We start from the raw sequence: 24,180 nt of genomic DNA, 5'->3' as shown, positions 1-24,180 counted from the left end.
AATGTACGTGGTAATTGTGTACGATGTAGGAGTGGAAAGGGTAAACAAAGTGAGAAGCTTTTTAAGGGAATACCTGAACTGGGTTCAAAATAGTGTTTTTGAAGGTGAACTTACAAAAGCCGAATTCCTGAAAATTAAGTCAAGGCTTAAGGAACTAATTGAAGAAAGCCATGATCACATTATCTTCTACAGTTCCAGAGATAAAAAATACCTTGGAATAGAAAATCTCGGAACTCCAAAAGCAGATACAAGCAACATAATTTGATCTGCCACATCTGTGTATTTCACTACTTAAGCTTTCACGCAAGATCCAACACTTTATTTATATATTTATTATAACTCCACTGTCTGTAGATTCGGGTTCTTTTCTTTTTTCGTGGATCTTTATAAATGAAACGCCAGAAGAACGATCCCCGAGAATTCCTCTTGAATCTCCATTAAGAAAAGAATACTTTTATATTGTACAGCACCAAATACAATTGCCTAAAAACAGCATCATAAACCCGAATTATTCAGCTACCATTTGAAAGGATCCTGCATCTAATTTGCCTAAATTCGGGGAAAATTTCCTTGGTTAAAATCAGACCTTAGAGGGATTGAAACTGTTTATATAGGGCCCGGCAATTGAGGATGTATCAGAAGAGTTAAAATCAGACCTTAGAGGGATTGAAACTCCGACAGAGCAGGGAGGGTGACAGAAAATTCAATACTGGTTAAAATCAGACCTTAGAGGGATTGAAACACGTCTACTCCTACAGTGGTATCTTCAGTGAAAGGTTGTTAAAATCAGACCTTAGAGGGATTGAAACATGATATAGTCAAAATAGAGAAGATCACAAAAACTGTTAAAATCAGACCTTAGAGGGATTGAAACGACGCATTAGACAATATTACGTCATTGATCCTTGATGTTAAAATCAGACCTTAGAGGGATTGAAACATGTTGTATATTCATTCAGTAATGTATATGCGGATTTGTTAAAATCAGACCTTAGAGGGATTGAAACGTTGTAAAACTTGTAAGCGCTTACTTACAAGTTTCAGTTAAAATCAGACCTTAGAGGGATTGAAACAACCTAATTCTTTGATACAGTTCAAAATCAAATTTAGTTAAAATCAGACCTTAGAGGGATTGAAACAGCCTCTTTGTAGCTCTCGATTTTGTATCCAAATCAGGTTAAAATCAGACCTTAGAGGGATTGAAACAAGCCTACTCGGTATAGTCAGTTAATCGCTATTCAGTGTTAAAATCAGACCTTAGAGGGATTGAAACATAACCACGACACGTCTACATATGACGAGAGCATCGTTAAAATCAGACCTTAGAGGGATTGATACTTTTTTATAGAGTGATTCATCTATCTATGCGCTCCATCTCGTTAAAATCAGACCTTAGAGGGATTGAAACACAGGCACAGACATTGACCCATTCAGACCAGATTGGTTAAAATCAGACCTTAGAGGGATTGAAACATTGACGTGGAAGAAAAAAGAGACGACGAAGAAGATGGTTAAAATCAGACCTTAGAGGGATTGAAACTTCCTCTACCCCATGCCTATACGCTTCATATGCTGCGTTAAAATCAGACCTTAGAGGGATTGAAACATTAAAGACCCCTCGCTCTATTAAAAAACGGTTAATCGTTAAAATCAGACCTTAGAGGGATTGAAACATTTCCATTATAGAAGTTATCAATAGCTTTTATCCCTTGTTAAAATCAGACCTTAGAGGGATTGAAACAAAGCAGCTTTAGATGCAATCAAAAACGCCATTCCAGGTTAAAATCAGACCTTAGAGGGATTGAAACGAGCCTGATTTCTGCCTGCGTTGGTTGCGCCTCTGGTTAAAATCAGACCTTAGAGGGATTGAAACTTATGTGCCAATCTTCCCCGGACACTTTTTCCATATCTGAGTTAAAATCAGACCTTAGAGGGATTGAAACCTCCTAAAAAGCATGTTGAATTGAACCTTAAAAAGTTAAAATCAGACCTTAGAGGGATTGAAACGAGCTATGCAATACAGTACCCTACCTACCAAATCCGTTAAAATCAGACCTTAGAGGGATTGAAACGGGCTCCTATTTCGTCAACTGCAAAAAGAAGCGGAATATTGTTAAAATCAGACCTTAGAGGGATTGAAACGTAGAATCCAACCATATTGATCTTAATCCTGTATTCGCGTTAAAATCAGACCTTAGAGGGATTGAAACACCTTCTTTATCAGCACATAACCAAGAACGGCTATAGCGTTAAAATCAGACCTTAGAGGGATTGAAACAGATTGATCAGAGCATAAGTGTCCTCGCCGTTGGATGTTAAAATCAGACCTTAGAGGGATTGAAACGGATATCTGCAAGCTCTTCGTTAAGGTCAGCAGAGCGTTAAAATCAGACCTTAGAGGGATTGAAACAATTGAGACACATGGAGGAATCAAAATAGAAGAATAGTTAAAATCAGACCTTAGAGGGATTGAAACCTGATAGCTCCGTATAAGGTGGAGAGGGAGGGGGTTTGTTAAAATCAGACCTTAGAGGGATTGAAACATTCGTTTAAATATTCCGAGAGGTTGCAGGCAGAGGGTTAAAATCAGACCTTAGAGGGATTGAAACATTTAATATTGAATAATAAAATGGGGTCCGTTATAGCATTAAAATCATACCTTAGAGGAATTGAAACCTATTCCGAAATGTTTATTATGTCCCTATAAAATTTGTTAAAATCAGCTCTTAGAGGTCTTAATCCTTCAATTCACATTTAATCTTTTCTATTTAATGAAAAAGAAAAGTTACTTATTTGAATACCTTTCTCTATTTTGAAATATTATTATTTTGTGAAAGTGAAGATTTCTGGAAATGGAAGTAACAATAATGAGCCAGGGTTTTCTTTATACGTTTACTGGGAATCCTTTTGTGGATGCTGGTATATGGGCTATATGCGAGTGGTCGGGTAGAAAAAAGCCTGAAGAAATTACAGTGGAGGATCTCAGAGAAATTAAACAAGATGTGATCTCTGTATATTTAAGTCCGGAATGGGCAAAGAGCCTTTATTCTGTTTTTCCGAATAACGCGGTTACTAATCCCTCTGTGAAAAATAAGGATAAACGATTACTTGAATTTTTAGAGCAGCTAATTGGTCAGGTTGAATCTCAGGGAGGGTTAGGAGAGTTCGGTAACTGCATCTCTTGTGGGAGATATGATGTTGAGGACGTTAGGACAAAAACAGAAATTCCCCTCATAGGTTCAGGAACATTGATTAATTTTTTCCCCTACGGTCAGCAAGGCGCTGATTACTGTGCTGCCTGCACACTTGCCGTTCAATTCTCACCTTTTATATTTTATGCATGTGGAAAACTTTTGCTCATCCACTCAAACTCTAACAAAGTAATGCATTATTGGGCAGAAAAAGCGATAAAGGATGTTCGGAGACAGATTTCAGCAAATAGCTACAGAGGTTGTTTTGATGAGGGTTACAAAAATCCTGTTAATGCTCTTTTCCATATAATTGAGGATTTAATTCTCCAATATGAAGAAAGATGGATTGAAGAGAATCCCTCTATAAGCATGTACCATTTTACAAATTATAACCAGGGACCCGATCTTGAGATCTATAGAGTTCCTACTCCAGTATTCAGGTTCCTGGCTTATGTCAAACACCAAGATAAGTTTTCAGAATGGATAAAAATTGTTAGAAAGGGCTATTTTAATTTTGAACAAATTAAGGAAGGAGATGAATACAAAAATAAAGGCAATTCTGTTTACATAAATCTTCTAAAAGGTCATTCTATTGTGAAATATTTCATCGACAATAAAGCGAGGCAGGTCTACGGGGATTGGCAGTTACTGGAATATTATTTGACAGAGGTAAGAAACATGGGTGGTAAAAGATTGGATACCCTCAAGAAAGTTGGGGACAGCATCTCAGATTACATAAAGGATACTCAAAACATAAAAAAATTGAATCAGCTTGAAATGGCAAGTAATTTTGTCACATTCAGAAATCTATTGAGGCTGATCGAAAAAGACCGAATAAAAAAAGGTTCTCAAAACTCACTTTTTACTCTTGAAGAATTTATGGAAGACCTCTTCCCTGAAGGGAATATGGGATGGAAAGAGACTCAGGATCTTTTACTTTTCAGGATTTACGAAAATCTGCACAACTGGCTGGTTGGACAGGACGCTTTGAAATCTGAACTCATCTCTAGCGAGGAAGAAGAAACGGAATTATCTGAGGAGGAATAATTGTGACACATACAATAAACGGTTTCATGCTTATCGATGCTCCCCATTCAGCACTCAACAACGCAGGAAATGACAGCAGTGAAAGGACGGAAAACGTTGTCAGAGTGAAGGCAATCCGGAAAGGAAGGAAAGTGTACCCCTATGTCTCAGGACAGGCTCTCAGGTACTGGTGGCGCACAACCCTCGAAAAGAAGTTCAATTGGAATGTTTCCCCTATTGAGCGGGAGAAAAAAATAGCGTTTACAAGTGCTAACCCGGTTGAATACGATGATGACGACGTATTTGGTTACATGAGAGCGCTCAAGAAAGCAGACGGGGGCACCGTCACAAGGCTTTCAGTCCTGAAGAATTCTCCTCTTGTTTCGGTTGCAGGTCAGGTTCCTACGGAAGATTTCGGAGTGATGGCACGCCACGAAGGTGACCCTGTTCCTTATGAGCACGAATTTTACTCCACGGTTTTGAAAGGAATCTTTTCCCTTGACCTTGACAACATCGGTGTGTTTTACAAGAACGAAAAAACAGGATACAGAAATATGTATTCTGAACTCGAAGCAATTGCAGAAAAAAATGGGGCGGAAAAGGTAGAAAGTAAATGGATAATGCCTGCCGAAGTCAGAATGAAGAGGGCAAAAGACGTGTTAAAAGCTCTTCCATACCTTACAGGCGGTGCGAAACAAACATCCCATCTCACTGATGTCTCGCCAAAACTTCTCATACTCGCTGGGGTAGACGGTGGAAATCATCTCTTTATGAATCTGGTCAGAGAGGAAAATGGGGAAGCCATTGTAGACATTGAAGCTCTGGAAGATGTGATTTCCGATTATTCCGATATCCTGTTGACTGATATCTATATCGGAAGACGTAAGGGTTTTATGGATGAGCTTGATCCTGCACTTAAAGCTCTAACTGAAAAATATGCCGACAACAGTCAAAAAGTAATTTACGGTTCTATAAACGAAATGGTTGATTCTTTTGTGCAAACGATTCCCGGGCTGATGAGGTAAGATGAAAGTCTTAAGGATCAAAATTGAGGGCTGGACCGCATCCTTCAGGTATCCCGGATTTATAAGCGGTTTTCAGCCTACTCTTACAGCTCCTCCCATAAGTACTGTATATGGGCTGATTTCAGCAGCGAGAGGAGAATTAACTGTCCCCGATGATGTAAATATTGGTTATGTATTTGACTTTGAGAGTAAAGCAGTAGACCTTGAAACGATCTATGAATTAAGTCCAGGGCTTTCTGCAAAATCAAATGTCATAAAAAGAGAATTCTTGTATAATCCTGAACTTTATCTCTATCTTGACAGGCCCGAATTTAGTAAATATTTCCGTAAGCCTCAGTATCCCCTCCTTTTTGGTAGATCCGGAGACCTGGCAAAAGTTTCAGAAATAAAGGAATTGGAGCTTGAAGAAGAGGCTGGAAAGAGGTTAGGGAAAACTATCCTTCCTTTTGGAATTAAAGGTGCATATGGTCTAGTGCAGGCTCTTCCAAGTCATTTTACTGATACTATTCCCCGAAAAGCTGTAGGAGTAAAACCCTATCTTCTGATGGACGAATTCTTTACCTATCCTGATAAGTGTTTATTTGACCCAGAAATGAACTGGGCAGTCTGGCTTCATAAGAATTGATTCGTAAAGTAAGGGACGAAATATGGTCATTCTTGCAAAACCGGATGAAACTCTGCTGGAACATACCGAAAAAGCCCTCATGGTCTTCAAAAGCGTAAAAGATGCATACCCTGAAACCCCACAGGTCTGTGGAGTTCCTGACTTCTGGGAACACCTCTTCTACTCTATTTTTTTCCATGACTTTGGAAAGGCTGCATCAGGATTTCAAAAATCTCTCTCTGGAAAGGAGAAATGGAAATACAGGCATGAAATTCTCTCTGCAGGTTTTGTTTCTGGGCTTGAATATGAGAGCCAGTTTAAAGAAGCCATAGCCATGGCGATTATTACGCACCACAAAGACGTATCTCATTTGCGGGAAAGGTTTCAGACGCATCCGAGTCCAGTTGGCAAAAAACGGTATTCTGAAAAGCTACAGGAATTAACTCCTAACTTTGAAGAATTAAGGGAAATTCAACGAAAAATTCCAGTAATCAGCAAAAAGTACCTGGGCTTTGAATTAAATAAATTTAGAGAAGTAGAATCAATAGAAGAAATGGTTGATTCGTATAAAAATGCCGTACTACCTTATAAAAATCAGCTTGAAGATTATGAATTAACAAGTTTACATGGAAAGTACGGGATATTCCTCAAGGGATTTTTAACAGCCTGTGATCATCTCGCATCAGGGGGAAAGTACAGCTTATTATGTGGAATTGAAGACATGAGAGCTGTATATAATTTTTCTGAACTGAGAAAAACGCAGAGTCAAGCATCAGAAACAAAAGGTGATGCTTTTTTAATCGCACCTACTGGAAGTGGGAAAACTGAAGCCTCATTGTTCTGGAGTCAGGCAAATCAGAATTCTGGTAGGTCTAAAAGGGTCTTTTACCTGCTTCCCTACACTGCTAGTATAAATGCAATGTATAAACGACTTCAAAGGGACTTTAAAGATCCTGAATTGACTGGTATCCAACATGGAAAAGCTATGTACTATCTGTACCAAAGCTTTGAGGATGAAGAAGATTACCTGATTGCAAGTAAAAAAGCAAAACAAATAAAAAACCTCACTGATAAAATTTATAGACCTTATAAAATAGCGACTCCCTATCAGATTCTTAAATCAATGTTTGGAATTCGAGGTTTTGAGCAGAATCTTGCAGAAATGTCCAATGCTCTTTTCATAATGGACGAAATTCACGCTTATGATGCTCATACAACTGCCTTGATCCTTGAAACATTGAAGATCTTGAAAGATTATCAAGCTAATTTTTTGATTATGTCTGCGACTCTTCCTTCTTTTCTTAAAGAAATGTTTAAGCGGGAACTGGGAATCACAAAAGAAATCTCCTTTACAGAACCTGAACTGAATGAGTTTACAAGACATAGAGTTTCTGTTCTTAAGGGAGGCATTTTAGATAATTTGGATCTCATCAAAAAAGAAATTGATGATAACAAAAAAGTGCTTGTTGTTTGTAATACCGTAGCTCAGGCCCAAAATATCTATAAATCGCTCTCTCAAAAAGTATGTAACTCGGCATTAATTCACGGAAGATTTATCCTCAGAGACAGAGAGGAAATTGAATCAAAATTAGAGAATCTGAACCTTCTAGTTGGCACACAGGCAATTGAGGTCTCTCTTAATATTGATTACGATGTACTATTTTCAGAACCAGCCCCCCTCGATGCCCTTATCCAGAGATTTGGAAGGGTTAATCGAAAAGGATGGGAACAAAAGGTAATCAAGCCCGTATACATTTTTGAGCAAGGATCTGAAAAAGACAAATACGTTTATAAAAATCAGGAATTAGTCGCTAAAAGTCTGGAGCTGTTAGGTAAAGAGAATATTCTAAGAGAAAGTAGAATTCAAAAACTTGTGGACGAAGTTTATTCGAATGGATATCAGGGTTCAGATCTGGCATCTTTCGAAATGGTGAAAAAAAACTTTCCCAAGTTTCATAGCAAAATTGTTCCTTTCATAAACGAAAGAGAAAATCAGGAAGAGTTTTACAACCTATATCAATCCGTTGAAGTTGTTCCAACTCAGTTTAAACTTGAGTATCTTGAGGAAATCGAAAATAAAAGGTATTTTGAAGCTATGAAATATGTCGTCTCGATAAATGTTGGTCAATACAAAAAACTAAAATATAATAATCAAATCCAGATTGACTCTGATATGATATTTGCAAGTGTTGACTACAGTTCTAAATTTGGTCTTTTGTTGGATTCAGAAGAATCTATTATGGGAATTTTTTACAAAGATTCCTAAAAAGATAACATTATACATTACTTTTCATCGATCTTTTTTCTATTTTTTTGAGAATAATCTCATAATTATCTAAGAGTTTTTCATGCGTCTTCGGTTAAGTGAAACACATGATATATTGCATCCATTTCCACAAAAGTTGTCCAAAATTTTAACATAATCGGGAGTGGAGCAGGGCATCGATTCTAAGTAAAGAGTGCAAAATTTGAGGCAGACATCGGGTACAAAATCGATAGCCTTCAGGCAAAAAAATTCTTTAACCAATGACCAATGAAGAGTTTTTTACCCATCAGTAAATCTTGAATTGGAATTATGTCATCCACGTTACAAATAGTCTTGAATATCCATCGTATTCGCGAACAAGATCCACTAAAACAAGGATTGAAACCATCAGTGAAAGTAGTCGAAACGCTGGTAGTTACAGATTCGCGAGCAAGATCCACTAAAACAGGGATTGAAACTAAAAGAATCACTGAGTTTCTCATTACAACCTCTTACTCGATATCAATTCCCGGACACTAAAGTGTATATCATCGCTCTAGCCGCTAGCCGTTTGGCCCTTTGCTTTTTTCCCGCCTGTTCGGTGCTGGTCGAGGAGCCAAAGGTACAGGTACAGGTGAAGATCGGTTTGTTGGTCGGGCCTTCCGTCTTAAATGAATAAGCTGGCAAGGGGAGTTTCTTTGCCTGACAATACTCCTGCAGGGCAAAAATCGGGTCTTTTGACGTGTTAATCGTCATTTCTTCCTTGCTGGCCGGCGGATTTGCTATCGTGGCCTTCAGGTCCGGAGCGGGTAAGCCTGCAATGGCTGCGAGCAGGTCTACAGATGCCCGCTGCACGGCGCCTTTCTTTGTCACGTCTTCGTATGCAGCGGATCGGTACTCTCTATCACCGACTCTAGTAGCGCTCCTGGCAGTGAATACCGGCAGGTTGCCCCGGGCAGTTTCGTTCACTTCGAATACGGGCATCTGCCAGCCCGGTATATGTTGCGCGATATCGAAGATCGAGGTTGCCCGGTGAGGTGCAGTTGCCATCTCTTCCAGCAGTTCTTTTTTAAGTTCGGTCCATCTTTCACCATCAGGGGCCTGCAGGAGTACCAGCCCTGCGCAGATGATCGGCAGTTTGCCAAGGCGTTTCCGGAAAGCATCGCAGTAGGTCTCGGGGCAGTCCTCCCCTTTGCGGATAAGAACTTTGGTGATGCGTTCAAAGTCTGTATCGCTTGCATCCTCGATCCGGTTCCCCAGGATGGCCGACTCAGCTTTTCTATACGCTTTTTCCTTCATGTACTCGCTTTTAGCTTTGTCGTTTTCTAGGTGAATCAGGTTGACGTGCGATGCAATTGCCTGAATCTCCTCTTTAGAATGGGGCAAGGGCTCGTTCCGGATGTATGCCCGGATCTGCTGGTGGTTCACGAGATCAGCATACCTTCGGATGGGCGAGGTGAAGTGGGTATACACTCCGATGTTCAGTCCGAAATGGCCCAGGATTGTGGGGGCGTATTCCGCTCTATTGAACATCATGTACGTGGTATGCCCGATGGTAGCTATGTTTATCTCGGGGACTACAGCCGTGCTTTCGAGCAGCTTCAGCAAGTCCTCCCGCTCAGGGGTGGCGCTCCGGGCTGTATGGTTACGGAAAAGGATAGGAATATCATTTATGATCGCGTACTCTGCTACTGTCATGTTCGCGAGAATCATCAGTTCCTGGATGATGACATAGCCGATGGTATCCTCCCTGCGTCTCAGTTGCCGAAGCGATCCTTCTTCACTCGTCACCAGCCCTCGACTCAAGTCGCAGAATGCCAGCGCTCCACGGTTGCGGCGCTGCGTCAAAAGACCGTTCGCAAGCTGGCTTGCGAGTTTGATGAGAGTGTGCTGCGGGTGCTCTCGATCAGAGAGAATGCGGGGGATGTCAGAAAAGGTGAGCCGGGCTTCGCTGGTCATCGCAGTCCACGAAAGCCTGGTTTCAAGGACCGACAGGTCCACGCCGAGGATGATATCCACGGCGAGGACATACTTCGACTCTCCCGGCCACAGGGAAAGCTTCTCGTCTGCAAGCCGCCGGGGCAGCATCGGACTGTTACCGGTTGCATAATATCTTGTCTCGACCCGGGACATCGCAATTCGGTCAAGCTCGGAATGCGCAGGAACTACCTTTGTGACATCCGAGATCATGACCACGACGTGCCAACCGCCGTTTTCCGTGTTTTCCACCCAGATTGCATCATCCATGTCCCGGGTTGTCACGTCATCGATCGTAATGCCTTTGAGCATATCCAGCATAATACCACTTCGGTGAAAAAATTTGGTGTGCTTTTCTTATATGTATATTGGTTATTAAAAGAGTGGTAAAAGATGCCTATTTTTTATTTCTGCTGCGTTTCTGATCCTGAATGACTGTTTTGATTGGAAATCTGATGGTTAGCTTTTCGGTTGGTATGACTTTTGTTTTTGGTGGTATAGCAGCAGACAAACCATTTGAGAAGCAAGATCCACTAAAACAAGGATTGACACTTATTCATAAAATTAATCCACAAGTTAGAAAAGCAAATGATAAATGCAGGTCTACTAATACAATAACCCATCCTGGGCTTTCATTGCGGAAACAATTCGCTATAAAGTGAAATGCAAAGTCAGATATATAATTTTTCCGATAGTGCAAATATAAAATCAAAATTTCAAGGATCTTTTAGAGTTCCTGTCACAAACTTCTTGATTTCACAAAGAAAACGGGTCCGCATCATAATTATGAAAACTAAAAAAGAAAAACTCCTGAAAATTATAAAAGTATTTGTAATTCTCTTTGCCTTTTTGATAACTTGTTTTGTCTATTCTTTTATTGAGCCACATCTAACTGAAAAAAAGACAACTGTCATTAGCGACAGCGATGTGCCGCAAAATTTCGTGGGCAATAAAATCGTTTTTATTTCCGATATTCATCACGGTCCATATTTCGAGAGAGAAAGAGTCGCAGGCCTGGTAAGTAAAATAAACAGGCTTGACCCCGACATCGTCATCCTCGGCGGAGATTATGTTTCTGGAGATACGGAATACATCGAACCCTGTTTTGAAGAACTTTCCAAACTCAAAGCAAAAATGGGAGTCTTCGGAGTTACGGGAAATCACGACGAATGGGGAGATCACGATCTCACGGTAAAGTGCATGGAAAAGGCCGGTATTACTGTATTGAGCGATAGAGCAGAGTGGCTGGAAATCGACAAAGATAAAATTAAAATCGCGGGCATAGACTGGAATACAGGCTGGTACTTTAACCGTGACTCTGACATTGATCCACTGATCAAAGACGCTGAAGAAAATGATTTCGTAATTTTAGTTTCACATACGCCCGATTTTGCCGAAGAATTAAGAACCAGTAAAGTCGACCTGATGTTCTCCGGCCACACTCATGGAGGGCAAATTACATTTTTCGGATTATGGGCTCCATACGTGCCTTCCTATTACGGACAAAAATACAGGACTGGAATTGTAAAAACCGATAAAACCACGGCTTTGATTTCCAACGGCGTCGGCAACACGTTTTTACCAATCCGGTTTTTTGCCAGGCCGCAAATCAATATTGTCATCCTGGAAAATGGGTAAAAATACTGGGATACAAATTCAACAGGTCCCGCAACGCCTGCAAACAAACCCCTGCCTTTCACTTCTATACATAAAAAAAGTCTGGATATAAAAAGTAATACTGCTTGTAAAAAATAAAGCGTTTTTATTTCAGTCGAATACCCCGCTAGCTTGCTGCGGGGATGGATAACTTCCCCGGTAACCGTTAATGATAATATGATTTATCAATTCCATTTTTGGGCTGTTAACTTCTGCTCAAACTGATTTTTTAGGGTTACTGTCTACTTTAACGGAATTTAGAGCGGTGGCACGAACATACCCCGTTGCTTGCAGCGGGGTGCGCCAGCGCAATTTTGATTGTTGCATTTTCAATGCTTCTTAATCGATTCCCGCTTTTTATGAGCTTATTCTGTAGTCACTCCGTCGAATTCCGCTTCATTGGCTTCGGCTTCTTCCTTCGTGGCGCGCACGATCCCGTCCTTGTGGTGCGCCGGGGAGTAGATCGTATAGAGCTTCAGGTCCTCAGTTGCCGAAGTGTTGATGACGTTGTGCTGTGCGCCGGCTGGCACAATAACTGCAACCCCGTCACTGAGTTCATGCTCGTTGCCGTCAATTATGCACTTCCCTTGCCCTTTCTCGAAACGGAAAAACTGGTCGTTTTCCTCATGGACTTCCATCCCGATTTCTTCCCCGGGTTTGAGGTTCATAAGTACCAGCTGGCTGTGCTTTGAGGTATAGAGCACCTTGCGGAAATTGTCATTTTCCAGAGTGGCTTTTTCGATATCAATAGAAAATCCTTTCATATTTTTTAATATATGCTTAATTGTATATAGAATTATTTGCGAGCAAGATCCCTAAAACAAGGCTTGAAACAAAAAGAAAGGTTAATTGAAACAAAAAGAAAGGTTATTATGGATTCTTGCCTTTTGATTCGCAATCAAGATACATTAAAACAAGGTATATAAAAACAGTTCAATAATACACTTTGAGCGATATATATGGCCGGGAAGATCACCTACCTCGATGGGTTGCGAGGTATAGCTGCGGTTAATGTCATGATAATGCATTTCTTTGTCGCATTAGCCCCGGGCATGATCTATGGTAGTCAGCTGCCTTCGCATTTCGGAAACCTTGACCGGCTTTTTTCGAGCACACCCTTAGGATTAATTGGCGCTGGCAACTTTTCAGTGTGCATCTTCTTCGTCCTGAGCGGCTACGTATTAACCCATAAATATTTTAAAACGAAGGAAAACGGCGTAATTATAAGCAGCGCAGTGCGCCGATATCTCAGATTGTTTATTCCGGTATTTGCAGTAGTAATGCTCTCGTACTTACTGGCATCAGCCGGATTATACCGTTATTATCTCGAAACGATGGTAATTTCCGCAGGCAGCAATTACCGCGACTACTGGAACTTTACGCCAGGCATCGTCGATGCGGTTAAACAGGCTGTGTGGGGGTCGTTTTTTGTAGGCGGCAAGACCTCCTACAACCCGGTTTTATGGACCATGAAAATCGAATTTTTTGGATCGATGCTCGTTTTCGCAATGGCATTGCTGTTCGGGTCGATACGCAACCGCTGGACATTCTATCTTGCCGCAGCCGTGCTTTTCTTAAACTCTTATTATCTGGCTTTTATAATTGGAATGGTGTTCGCCGACACGTTCAACAATGAGACCCCGGTATTTAAAACAGGTAATAAAATAATACTATCTATTATACTGGTTTCGGGGTTGTTTCTCGGGTCGTACCCTATAAGCCCTGTGACAAACGGTTCTTTATACGGTTTTCTTAATACCGGTTTCTTCCAAACCCCAAAGGTTACCTATCATATTCTAGGCGCCGGCATGATGATGTATGTCTTATTGAACAGCCGACGGCTGCAAAACTTTTTTTCATCTCCCGTGCCGGTTTTCCTCGGGAAAATCTCCTACTCTCTGTACCTGGTACATTTCCTGGTGATAAGCAGTTTCACCTGTGCACTGTTCCTCGTCCTGTACCCGGTATTGCCATATGGCGCAGCTGTTTTAATTTCATGCATCCTGTCGTTATTTTTAATAATTCCGTTGAGCTATCTATTCTATAAGTACGTCGACACGGCGGGTGTGGAATTATCGAAGCTCTTTTACAATTGGCTGGTTAATTCTTGCGGACGCGGCGGGGCCGGACACATAAAGCAGGAACATCTGTCGAGCGCTATTTTTTCAATATATAATAAATTATTCAAATAATTCAAATTATTTTTTATATTCGCGAGCAAGATCCCCTAAATCCGGGATTGAAACGAAAATACCTATAAGTATTGATGCTAATAACTAAATTCATTGACTACTAAACAAATCCATTATTCAAAAGCAAGATCCGCTAAAATAAGGATCTGAACTTCTTGTTATGGTATTAACGGTCTTTTTTATATTTCTGTAGGGAGGGGCAAAATTTGGATCAACTACTAATTACAAAGACAGTTCGAAGATTTAGTGATTTAATCGAGAGGAATAAAGATAGTCGGGCTTATTCAGATTTTAAAGAAGGAATAAATGAAGGTTTAGAGATAGCCAAAGATACTTTTGAGGAAAACGTGGGAGTATTTATTTCACTCGTTTCAGAGGAAGATCCGGCTGTAAAGATACAGAGGCTGCAGGAAAGATTTAACCTGATGATAGATACGATTGCAGTTAAAGAAAAACCAAATTATTCTCAGGACCATTTAGATGGAATCTATGAAGGATTTGAAAGATCCAAAAAATTATTTGGAGGATGTGTAAAAGAATACTATAAACCCTGATCTACCCTGATTTCAAGCTATAAGGACTCTTATTTTTTATTAGGATTCAGTTTTGGTCCGGATTATTCGATTTTAATATACCTCTGACGGATAATTATATGTACTATTCGAAAACAAGAGGCATTAAAGCATAATTGAAACTTTTTGATCAGATATAGGTTGCTTTATTCCTCTAAATAAAACTGTAGCAAGACCCGCTAAAAAACGGATTGAAACTGTACTGCCGGAGGATAATGACGTTTTTCGGAGATTTTTATTCGACAGCCGGATCAATTAAGCAGGGATTTGGACTCTCGTTGCCTGCCCGGATGCATGGTGCGGAAATGTATTATCAAAATTGTAAACATACTTGTAAACTGAGTATTTATGCAGAGCTTGGTTTACCTATTCTGGAGTCTTGAAAGACGGGGATATATATGGCGCCAGTTGAAACAACGGAAAGGCTGGGGCGCAGCCTGGGTTTTTTCTCAACTTTTGCAATAGCCACCGGAACAATGATAGGAGCAGGAATATTCATTCTTCCCGGAATAGCCGTAGCAAATGCAGGTTCAGGAGCAATAATCTCATTTTTGCTGGGCGGGCTCATTTCAATAGCTACAGCAATCAGCATGTCAGAGCTGGCAACAGGCATGCCTGTGGCAGGCGGCAGCTATTACTATATCAGCAGGACAATGGGAGCCGCATTTGGCGCAGTAATCGGGCTCGGCTCCTGGCTGGCGCTGGTATTCAAAGGCACGTTTGCACTCATAGGGCTTGCAGAGTATTCTCAGGTCTTTTACCCTCTACCGCTCTATTTAGTCGCAGCTATTACAGGAGTGCTTCTGTTAGTAATTAATTACCGCGGTGCAAAAAGCAGTGGTTCCCTGCAGAACTTTATTGTTGTTATTTTACTGGTAATACTGGTTCTATTCATAGGAAAAGTATCTCTCCTGGTCAAGCCGGATAATTTTGTCCCGGTAGCTCCGCATGGGATAATGTCGATATTCACTACAACAGGGATTATTTTCATATCTTACCTGGGACTCGCAGAAGCCGCCGCGGTCTCCGAGGAAGTTAAAAACCCATCAAAGAACTTACCGAGGGCGTTTATCGCTTCAGCGGTTGTAGTAACTCTCTTTTATGTCGGTATAATGGCAGTAACTGTAGGATTTTCAGGTCCTGAAGGAGCAGTAACAACGGTCACTCCGCTGGCGGATATCGCAGGCCTGATTTCAGGAGACACCGGGAAATTCTTCATTGCCTTTGCTGCCCTGCTTGCAACGCTTTCCACAGCCAACGGCGCCATATTGTCATCTTCCAGGTTTCCTTTTGCAATGAGCAGAGATGCGCTGATGCCAGAATGGTTTGTCATGATCCATAAAAAGTATGAGACTCCTCACAATGCTATACTGGTCACCGGAACTGTAATGGTTTCACTCCTGTTTTTTTTCAACATAGAGCAGCTGGCAAGACTTGGTGGGGCTTTTAACATTTTGATATTTATCCTGCTCAATATGGCAGTAATCATCCTCCGAAAACGGACTTTACCCGGATATGAACCAACATTCCGCGATCCCTTCTATCCTTTCACGCAAATATTCGGGGTTGTCGGGAGCATATTATTGCTGCCTCTTCTTGGTGGTTTACCTTTACTGTTTACCGTATTAATGATATTTGCCGGAGCCGGCTGGTACATGTTCTATGGAAAAGACAAAGCCATGCCAGCATATAACCTGTTTGACCTGCTGGAAAATAATGTAGAAAGAGTGAGCATTGAACCGGTTTCTGTTGGCAGGGTACTTGTGCCAGTTTCCAATCCGGGGCATGAACGAGACCTTCTGAAGCTGGCAGATTTCCTGGGAAGTGAGATAATTTGCCTGCACATAATTGAAGTTCCGCGCCAGACAACCTTAATGGTAGTTCAGGAAGCCTACCATGAGAAAAAGATAGAGATGGACTGTCGTTTCCAGGAAGATTTTGAGCAATACCCTGCAAAATTCGGAAATAAAAGGGAATTTATCATTGCGTTTGACCACAAAATCTCAAATTCAATTATTGAACAGGCTGAAATAGAGAACGCAGACATAATTATTATGGGCTGGCACGAATCTAAGAGGTTCAAGTACTCACTAGGAGACGTAACAAATGATGTTCTTCTGTCCTCAAAAAGCCAGATTGCTCTATTAAAAGGACATCTACCTGACAGCATCAAGAAAATCCTTGTAGCATATAACGGAAGAGAAAATTCGGTACACGGCCTTTATCTTGCAAAAAAACTCGCTGCAAATACCGGGGCTTCAATTAGAATAATCAGCATTATCAGCCCTGATGAAGACCCGGACAAAAAGGCAAAAATTACTGAAGAACTTGATGGGCTGGTCAAAAAGATAACTTCTATACCTGCCAGCTTCAAACTGCTTGAAAGATACTCTATAGAAGATGCCATACTGGAAGTTTCAAACGGCTACGACCTGACAATTATTGGCGATTCAAGCGAGAGATTTAAGATTTCTTTGCTCGGTACCCTCTCTCAGAGGATTGCCAGACATTCCAGAAAGCCGGTAATGATAGTTAAAAAATCAAAGCCGATATCAAAAGAAAGTCTGAACTACCTGCTGAAAAAATCTGGTCGGAAGATATATGCAAGAATCAGAAAGGAAAAAGACCCGGATTAAGAGCAGGATTAATGCCGGGATTAAGACCCGATAAAGAGAAGACACGATAATAAGAGAAAACACGATAATAAGAGAAAACACACTATAATAAAGGAGTCCGGGTTCAAACAATAAAAATGAAATATCCATCAAAATAGGAATCAGGGCTGAAATTACAGGGGAGGTGCATAAGAGAACATGACTACCGGATACGTTGACCCCGGAGACGGGAAACTCTACTATGAAATTGAGGGAAAGGGTGAGGTGCTCGTGCTCATCCATGCGGGCTTTGTTGACAGCCGCATGTGGGATGGGCAGTGGGACGCTTTTATACAGCATTACAGGGTTCTTCGTTTTGATATGCGCGGGTTCGGAAAATCCGATCCTGCAACAGGGCCTGTTTCCCGCCGTCAGGATTTGTACCGCTTGCTTCAGGAACTCGGTATTGAACGTGCACATGTATTGGGCTGCTCCATGGGGGGAGAAATAGCCATTGATTTTACTCTCGAGCACCCTGATATGGTGCTGTCGCTGATCGTTGTCAGTGGGACTCCTGGAGGCTTTGAAATGAGGGGCGCCCCTCCCTCTCAGCTTCTGGAGATGCTGCAGGCTCTCGAACAGGGAGATCTGAACCGCGTAAGTGACCTGCAGATCCGTCTCTGGGTTGATGGCAGTTTCCGTCAGCCGGAGCAGGTCGACTCTCGCGTCCGTCAGCGGGCAACTGAGATGAACCGGATTCCGGTCAAGAATGGAACCTGGGCCATAGCCGACGCCAACCCGCTTAATCCGCTCAATCCGCCGGCCACCGGGCGGCTTGGGGATCTCGCCGTTCCTGCGTTATTCATGGCTGGCTCTCTTGATAATCCTGAAATCCTGCGGGCTGCTGACCTGCTTGCTAACGAGATCAAAGGGGCAAAAAAGGTTCTCATGTCCGATACCGCCCACGTGCCAAATATGGAAAAACCTGCTGAATTTAATTGGATTGTGCTGGATTTCCTGAGTCTTCTGTGAGGCAGCAAAAAGGCATGCGTAATTTCCTGTTTAAGGGAGCCGCTAAGAGCCCTCTTTAACATAAATACTCCTGCTCCTGAGCCGGCTATTCCCGAGCTGGATAGGGGTGGGATAAACTCAATTTAGGTTGAAACAACTCTCTGCTTAAAAATCTCTTTTTCAGTCTGCACACTTATGATTTTTGTCCCTTGAGTCAGCAGTAAGTAGTTTCCTTTTAGATTATTCTGCATTTTTTTCTGGTCAATAACAAGGCTTTGAAAGGGGAAAAGTCGAATTACATCGGTGATATAAAGTTATAGGTAAAAACATATAAAAATACTTAGGCTCGAGTACTGATAATTTATTTTTTTGAGCAACTGGCTCGACCGAATAACCATTTTTTTAAGGGGAGAATACGGGAGAATATGGGAGAATACTAATGTCCGTGAAAATTGAATGGAAAATCTTTACAGCTGAAACACAGAGTGACGGGACCTGGAAGTCGAACAGCCCCAACCTTGCGGAACTGCTCAACGTCATAGCCAGTCCTCTCAGGATTAAGGGACCTACTCCGGATATCGAGTACTCGATGGCCCAGCTAGCAATTCAGGGGTTGCCATACTTTAAAATAACCGAGATCACTTCAGGAAATGCAAGGGCATCAGCGAGTGAAATAAGGTCGATTCGGGTTTGAAGAGGAAACAATGCAACGTTTAATGTATATGGACCCATCTGATTATACATGGGCACATTTAATATTATGAATGTATGGGGGGTCTGTATATGGGTATAATATCCATTATCTTACATACAAAGTGTAAATATTGTTCATCATGTTCTCAATTCCAGCCTAAAGGAAAATACTGTGAGGGTCTCGACTATCCCAAATGCGGGATATTTTTGAGACGAAAAAGGGGAATATAAACTATGTATTGAAACCAGAGTCTAATGTTAGAATTTAAAGAGATTTACTTTATTATATTTCGGAGCGTAGAGGCTAATCTCCGTCATTTTTATGGCGGGATACAGCCGTAAACTCTCTTGATAATGTTTACCTGTAAACCTTAATTTATCTCCCAGTCCTTTTCTATATTGGCTAGTTTTTGCTACCATCAGCATAATAAGCTCAAGTAGGTCAGCTAGACTTTGCTCTGAACTTAAAGTATGAAGTTATGTAGGGAAGTTCTACATGTAAAACTTTGAACGGTGTTGGCGAGACCAGAATAATATTCGCTCCTGGGCAGAATAGCGTTGGTTGAAAGGCCATAGGTGCCTGCGAATTTATTCGGGTGGGCTGTCACAGAAATTTATTAACCTATATTACTTATACAGTACTTCAGGAGCTGATTTTGTGGTCCATGTGAAGGCTTTAAAATTTATAGTCCTCATTTTTCTCGTCTCCCTGACAGCCGGCTGTATGGATACCGGGAACCTTAAGGAGGGTCTTGTCGCCGATGGGATGAATAAACTGCTGCCTGAGGGTACTGTCCCGGAAGAAGAGCTCGAAGCCGAAGAGGCTGATCTTGTCGGAAGTGTTGAAAGCGCTGAAAGTATCGCCTCCCAGGGGATACCTGAGGTACCCTCGTATTCCGAAGAGAAGTCAGGTGCGGTTTATCCAAAAGAATACAGGCTGCTGTCTCTGAACTTCCGGAGGGCTATAGGGTCAGGAGAGAAAAGGACAGGAGAAGAGGTCTTCAATATCACAGGAAAGACTTCAGGATACAATCTCGAAGATGCCTGTGCTGTTTATAATCACGTAAACCGGAACTGGCAGTACAGGTACGACAAAAATGCCGAGTTTTTCTTCGGGGCTTCACAGACTATTGACAGTGGATATATAGGAGACTGCGATGATTATTCGATTGTTATGTCTGCCCTTTTGAAAAATATGGGGTTCAATACGAGGATAGTTACGGCATATAATGAGTCTTATGGGCACGCTTATCCCGAACTTTACATAGGGGATGATAGGGACGCAGCTTACGGGATACTGGATTATATCGCAGAGAGATACCCCTCTGCCGAAAATGTCTGGTACTCGGAAAGGGTGCTTGAAGATGGGCAGGGAACGCAGTACTGGCTCAACTTCGACTGGAGCGGGTCAAACGGGTACAGACATCCCGGCGGTGTATACTTCCAGGGAGCGTCTATTATATACTACCCGAACGGCCTGGTCGAGTTCTAAAGCAGGAATTAATGAATAAGTGAATGAATAAGTGAATGAATAAGTGAATGAATAAGTGAATGAATAAATGAATAAATAAATGAATAAATAAATGAATAAATAAATGAATATTAATGAATTAATGAATTAATGAATTAATGAATTAATGAATTAATGAATTAATGAATGAAAATTTTGCCCTGTTTTAATACCCTTCCTGCGGCTTGCTGGCTTTACGCATTTTTATCCTTATCCTCAGTTTCTTTCTCCCGCTTTCTCTCTCAAAACTTTCTTTCTCCGCTTCTCTCAAAACTTTCTCCCGTTGTCCCTTTTTCAAAAAGGTTATATCATATAAATTCTAACTATGTTAAACTCTGTGATGTTACAAATTAAACTAATTGTGTTAAACAAATTCTGATAATAGTGTTAAGCTTAAACTTAAAATGAGGTCTTAAAAATGACAGAAAAAATCGGAATCCTGGCCATCGGCCACGGGAGCAAACTTCCTTACAATAAAGAAGTAGTCAGCCAGATCGCAGATTACATTGCACAGAAGTATTCTGATGTTGTTGTTAGAGCCGGCTTTATGGAAAACAGTGAGCCAACTCTGGAAGAAGCAATTGCAGGCTTTTCAGGTACAGGAGTAACAAAGATTTCAGCAGTACCTGTTTTCCTGGCTTCAGGCGTCCACATCACAAAGGATATCCCTAAAATCCTTAATCTGGACGAAAACGGCTGCGGAACCCTTGAAATCGATGGGAAAGCAGTTCCTCTCTGCTACGCAAAACCCCTCGGAGCCGACACACTGATCGCCGACCTCGTCTTTAAAAGGGTGCAGGAATCCCTGTAGATTTGAACATCTGGGTCCGGTTTTTATTATGGACCTGTTCCGGAAGAAGCTCGCCGTGCTCGACCTTACACACGGCGGCATTCCAATCGCAATAAAACTCGCAGCTCTGGGAAATGATGTATCCGGAGTAGACGTTTACGGGACCGTGGATCAGGTGCTGCTTGGGGAGCTTGAGGAAAAGTACGGCATCAGCTGTTCAAAAACTCCTCTCCCCTTATCCGAATTCGATCTGCTGGTAGCGCCTGTGCATCTGGACCCGGCTTATCCCATGCTTTCAAAAGCCAGGTCAGAAGGAAAAACAGTTCTCTCACACCACGAAGCCATAGGGAAAATCCTGCAGGACGACCCGGAGCTTTCGGATATAAGAATAATTGAGATAACAGGCGTAAAAGCAAAGACAAGCACTGCGTCCCTGCTCGCTGACATGCTCTCCCGCAGTTTCGAAGTCGTGCTCCATACCTCGCGCGGGCTTGAAGCCTGGAAAGAGGGTGTCCCTTTTATTATTCACAGGGGCCTGAGCATTACTCCGGGGAGTATCCTGACAGCCATTGAAAAAAGCCTTGAGGCAGGAATCAGGCCGGAATTTTTCATCTTTGAAATCTCTATCGGAGGTACGGGTACCGCAAACCTCGGGATCCTGACAACCCTTTCCCCTGATTATGGGATTGCGAACAATACCTCCCTTGCAAGCGATGCAAAGCTCCAGCTTATCCTGAACGCAAAACCCGGAAGCACCCTTCTTCTCAATGCCGGGGCAGAAAAAGCCCTTGAAGCTGCAAAAGGGAGCCGGGCAAAGGTTCTCACCTTTAAGGATCCATTTTATGCAGAGTCCCATGTGAAGATGTCTGAAGTTCCGGATTTTGTTCTGGAAACTGAAGCCGGGACTGCAAAATTATCAGCTGCTCAAGACTCGTCAGCTACTCAAAAATCATCAATTACTCCGGAGTTATCCGCTGCTCGGGAACCGTCAACTCCCTCAGAACCGTCAACTCCCTCAGAACCGTCAACTCCCTCAGAACCGTCAACTCCCTCAGAACCGTCAACTCCCTCAGAACCGTCAATCACTCCCGGAGCTTCAGGCTCTACCCTGCATTTTCTCCGCAGAGGGGATGAACTTTTTTCAGCTTCCCTGCGCCCCGGATATAACAGTTCGGCATACATGACAGCCTTTGTTGCAGCCTCTGCAGCCGCTCTCGAACTTGGGGTTGAGCGAAAAACTATTGTTTCCGTGCTTGAGGAGTTCAGGGGGCTTTCAGGCAGGATGCAGGAAAAAGAGCTTAATGGGGTTGCCCTGGTTGACAACTCCAACTCCGGAATGGACATCCTTTCTGCAGAAAAAGCCCTTGAGTACGCTCTCCTGAAGAAAAAGGACGAAAAAAAGGGAAGTATAATCCTTGTACTCGGAGAAGAAGCTTCTCAGGTATGTGAAGGGCTGCCTCCTGTCTCAGTGCAGGGGTTTGTAGAAAAGTTCGGTGCAAAGTGCAGGCACATTATACTCGTTGGAGAGAGAATGACAGCAGTAGCTGCTAAAAATGCCTCTTATGCAGGCAGCCTTCCGGAAGGGCTATTGAAAGCTTCGGAACTTGCAGGAACAGAAGATATAATTCTTTCCTCAGTGAAATGTTTCCGTTGAGCGCTGTCCCTCCGGGTAATCTCCCATGTAAATTGTCCCTCCGAAAATTCTCCGGCCGGACCTGGAAAATTGGCAGGAATTCCGGGTCAGGCTGCGGGCTTTTCGCAGGAATTTTATGATACAATTTTATACAGGGTCTTCCAATCTGTATTCGTTTCCATTGCTTGTTTAACTTTCAACTGATCATGCTTCCGGATACCTTCTTCCCGTCCAGGCGGGGTTCACAGTCCTGCGGGATTCCGGAATCTCCCGGGTGAAACCCATATAAACATTCGTATAATCAGAATAAGAGGATTTGTCATGACTGCAAAAGAGATTTCAATCATTCACCCCCGCCCGAGTTCAATCGTTGCGGCTCTTTATACCCTCAGGGACTTAAACGTCGATGTTGCAATCCTGCACGGACCCCCTGGCTGCTCATTCAAGCACGCGAGACTGCTCGAAGAAGACGGTATTCATGTAGTCACTACAGGGCTTGACGAGAACGGCTTTGTTTTCGGAGGGCATGACCGGCTTGTACAGCTCATCAACAAGTCCATCGAACTCTTCAACCCGAAAGTCCTGGGCGTTGTCGGCACCTGTGCCAGCATGATCATAGGGGAGGAAATGCACGAAGCCGTACTCGAGGCAAACCCGGATATCCCTGTTATTGAAGTCGAAGTGCACGCAGGCTATCACAACAACACAAAAGGCGTGATCTTTGCCCTTGAATCCGCACTCGATGCCGGGATAATTGACCATAAAGAATTCGAGCGCCAGGAGCACCTCCTCATAAAAGCCACAGAGGTTGAAAAGAGGTTCGGAGCTGCAAGCAGGGAATACCTTGCCCCCTCCAGGGGCGACCTCAAATATAAGGTTGCAAGGCGGGTTATTGAACTCCTCAAGGAAGGCAAGAAAGGCCTTGTCATAATGAACGCCAAAAAAGAAACTGGCTACATGTTTGCAGACATCACCCTTGCGGTCAATGAGGTTGCAGCCGCGCTCGGGAAAAAGGAAAACCTGGTCAATATGGCAAATATCGACCCGGAACTCGGGCTTCCGCGGGTCAGGCAGCATGCTGAATACATTATGCGGGACTTCAAAGCTCATGGGGTTGAGATTCACGAAATCATCGGCGGCATGGATGAGTACCCGATTGCGGGGGAAAAGGTCAGTGAACTAATTAAGACAAAATACAGTGATTACGATTTTGCAGTTATCACAGGCGTTCCTCATGCAATCCCTATGGAAAACCTGCAGCACATGGAACTGATCTCGGTTACGAACGGCCCGAGGCAGGTCCTGCCCTTAAAAGAGATGGGGCATGAGCATGTTATGGTTGAGATCGACCTCCACCCAAAGACCCTTGGAGTCAGCGAAATTGTGGAATCCGAGTTCGGAGCCACATTAAGGGAAGTTGCAAAGGAAGTTGCAAAGGAAGCCTGAACCGAAAAGAGTCAG

The 24,180-nt window shown here is 42.5% G+C and carries 18 protein-coding genes and 1 CRISPR repeat array; of the genes, 16 read left to right on the top strand and 2 right to left on the bottom strand.

Features of this window, described 5'->3' with window-relative positions; translation table 11 throughout:
- Position 1 precedes the first annotated feature (1 nt).
- The 5 genes from cas2 (at position 2) to EO98_RS08450 (ending at position 8,112) form a co-directional block, all read left to right on the top strand.
- Positions 2–265: a CRISPR-associated endonuclease Cas2 gene (gene cas2, locus EO98_RS08470; protein WP_048142888.1), complete on the top strand. Its 264-nt coding sequence runs from the start codon at positions 2–4 to the stop codon at positions 263–265.
- Positions 266–573: 308 nt separating this feature from the next.
- Positions 574–2,742: direct repeats of the CRISPR family, unit length 30 nt; unit sequence GTTAAAATCAGACCTTAGAGGGATTGAAAC.
- 110 nt (positions 2,743–2,852) lie between these two features.
- On the top strand, positions 2,853–4,238 hold the full coding sequence (gene cas8a1 / locus EO98_RS08465; protein ID WP_235283886.1) for a type I-B CRISPR-associated protein Cas8b1/Cst1: 1,386 nt from the start codon (positions 2,853–2,855) through the stop codon (positions 4,236–4,238).
- Positions 4,239–4,240: 2 nt separating this feature from the next.
- On the top strand, positions 4,241–5,242 hold the full coding sequence (cas7i, locus tag EO98_RS08460; protein ID WP_048142892.1) for a type I-B CRISPR-associated protein Cas7/Cst2/DevR: 1,002 nt from the start codon (positions 4,241–4,243) through the stop codon (positions 5,240–5,242).
- Position 5,243: 1 nt separating this feature from the next.
- A complete protein-coding gene (cas5b, locus tag EO98_RS08455; RefSeq protein WP_048142893.1) occupies positions 5,244–5,867 on the top strand; it encodes a type I-B CRISPR-associated protein Cas5b in 624 nt (207 codons plus the stop codon).
- A gap of 22 nt (positions 5,868–5,889) precedes the next feature.
- Complete coding sequence (locus EO98_RS08450; protein ID WP_048142896.1) at positions 5,890–8,112, top strand: CRISPR-associated helicase/endonuclease Cas3; 2,223 nt, start codon at positions 5,890–5,892, stop codon at positions 8,110–8,112.
- A gap of 501 nt (positions 8,113–8,613) precedes the next feature.
- On the opposite strand, the gene EO98_RS08445 is transcribed toward EO98_RS08450, so the two are convergent.
- Positions 8,614–10,389 (bottom strand): RNB domain-containing ribonuclease, encoded by a 1,776-nt coding sequence (locus EO98_RS08445; protein WP_048142897.1) that lies wholly within the window; start codon positions 10,387–10,389, stop codon positions 8,614–8,616.
- Positions 10,390–10,499: 110 nt separating this feature from the next.
- Here EO98_RS08445 and EO98_RS08440 point away from each other — a divergent pair, with 110 nt between their 5' ends.
- The gene (locus EO98_RS08440) at positions 10,500–10,730 is read left to right on the top strand and encodes a hypothetical protein (protein WP_156161075.1); all 231 of its coding nucleotides are present in this window, start codon (positions 10,500–10,502) and stop codon (positions 10,728–10,730) included.
- 187 nt (positions 10,731–10,917) lie between these two features.
- Positions 10,918–11,706, top strand: a complete 789-nt coding sequence (locus EO98_RS08435) for a metallophosphoesterase (RefSeq protein WP_235283887.1) — start codon at positions 10,918–10,920, stop codon at positions 11,704–11,706.
- A gap of 383 nt (positions 11,707–12,089) precedes the next feature.
- Here the strand turns inward: EO98_RS08435 and EO98_RS08430 are convergent, their stop codons facing one another.
- Positions 12,090–12,488 (bottom strand): cupin domain-containing protein, encoded by a 399-nt coding sequence (locus EO98_RS08430; protein ID WP_048142903.1) that lies wholly within the window; start codon positions 12,486–12,488, stop codon positions 12,090–12,092.
- A 195-nt stretch (positions 12,489–12,683) separates the two neighbouring features.
- Between EO98_RS08430 and EO98_RS08425 the strand changes: the two genes are divergently transcribed.
- From EO98_RS08425 to cfbD, 9 genes are all read left to right on the top strand, one after another.
- Complete coding sequence (locus EO98_RS08425; protein ID WP_048142904.1) at positions 12,684–13,916, top strand: acyltransferase; 1,233 nt, start codon at positions 12,684–12,686, stop codon at positions 13,914–13,916.
- A 206-nt stretch (positions 13,917–14,122) separates the two neighbouring features.
- Entirely contained in the window at positions 14,123–14,470 is a 348-nt protein-coding gene (locus EO98_RS08420) for a hypothetical protein (RefSeq protein WP_048133642.1), read from the top strand.
- Positions 14,471–14,886: 416 nt separating this feature from the next.
- Complete coding sequence (locus EO98_RS08415; RefSeq protein WP_048142906.1) at positions 14,887–17,124, top strand: amino acid permease; 2,238 nt, start codon at positions 14,887–14,889, stop codon at positions 17,122–17,124.
- A 177-nt stretch (positions 17,125–17,301) separates the two neighbouring features.
- Positions 17,302–18,114 (top strand): alpha/beta fold hydrolase, encoded by an 813-nt coding sequence (locus tag EO98_RS08410; protein ID WP_048142908.1) that lies wholly within the window; start codon positions 17,302–17,304, stop codon positions 18,112–18,114.
- A 418-nt stretch (positions 18,115–18,532) separates the two neighbouring features.
- Positions 18,533–18,787, top strand: a complete 255-nt coding sequence (locus EO98_RS08405; protein WP_048142910.1) for a hypothetical protein — start codon at positions 18,533–18,535, stop codon at positions 18,785–18,787.
- Positions 18,788–19,444: 657 nt separating this feature from the next.
- Positions 19,445–20,278 (top strand): transglutaminase-like domain-containing protein, encoded by an 834-nt coding sequence (locus tag EO98_RS08400; RefSeq protein ID WP_048142912.1) that lies wholly within the window; start codon positions 19,445–19,447, stop codon positions 20,276–20,278.
- A gap of 436 nt (positions 20,279–20,714) precedes the next feature.
- Positions 20,715–21,107 carry a sirohydrochlorin nickelochelatase gene (cfbA, locus tag EO98_RS08395; protein ID WP_048142914.1) on the top strand — a complete coding sequence of 131 codons (393 nt, stop codon included), beginning with the start codon at positions 20,715–20,717 and terminating at the stop codon, positions 21,105–21,107.
- A 28-nt stretch (positions 21,108–21,135) separates the two neighbouring features.
- Positions 21,136–22,740, top strand: coding sequence for a coenzyme F430 synthase (gene cfbE / locus EO98_RS08390; protein ID WP_048142916.1), 1,605 nt, complete (start codon positions 21,136–21,138; stop codon positions 22,738–22,740).
- Between the two features lie 300 nt (positions 22,741–23,040).
- Positions 23,041–24,165 carry a Ni-sirohydrochlorin a,c-diamide reductive cyclase catalytic subunit gene (gene cfbD / locus EO98_RS08385; protein WP_048160048.1) on the top strand — a complete coding sequence of 375 codons (1,125 nt, stop codon included), beginning with the start codon at positions 23,041–23,043 and terminating at the stop codon, positions 24,163–24,165.
- Positions 24,166–24,180 lie beyond the last annotated feature (15 nt).

It is taken from the genome of Methanosarcina sp. 2.H.T.1A.6, from assembly GCF_000979455.1.
Classification (GTDB): domain Archaea; phylum Halobacteriota; class Methanosarcinia; order Methanosarcinales; family Methanosarcinaceae; genus Methanosarcina.
This window is presented reverse-complemented; position numbering and strand designations above follow the sequence as displayed.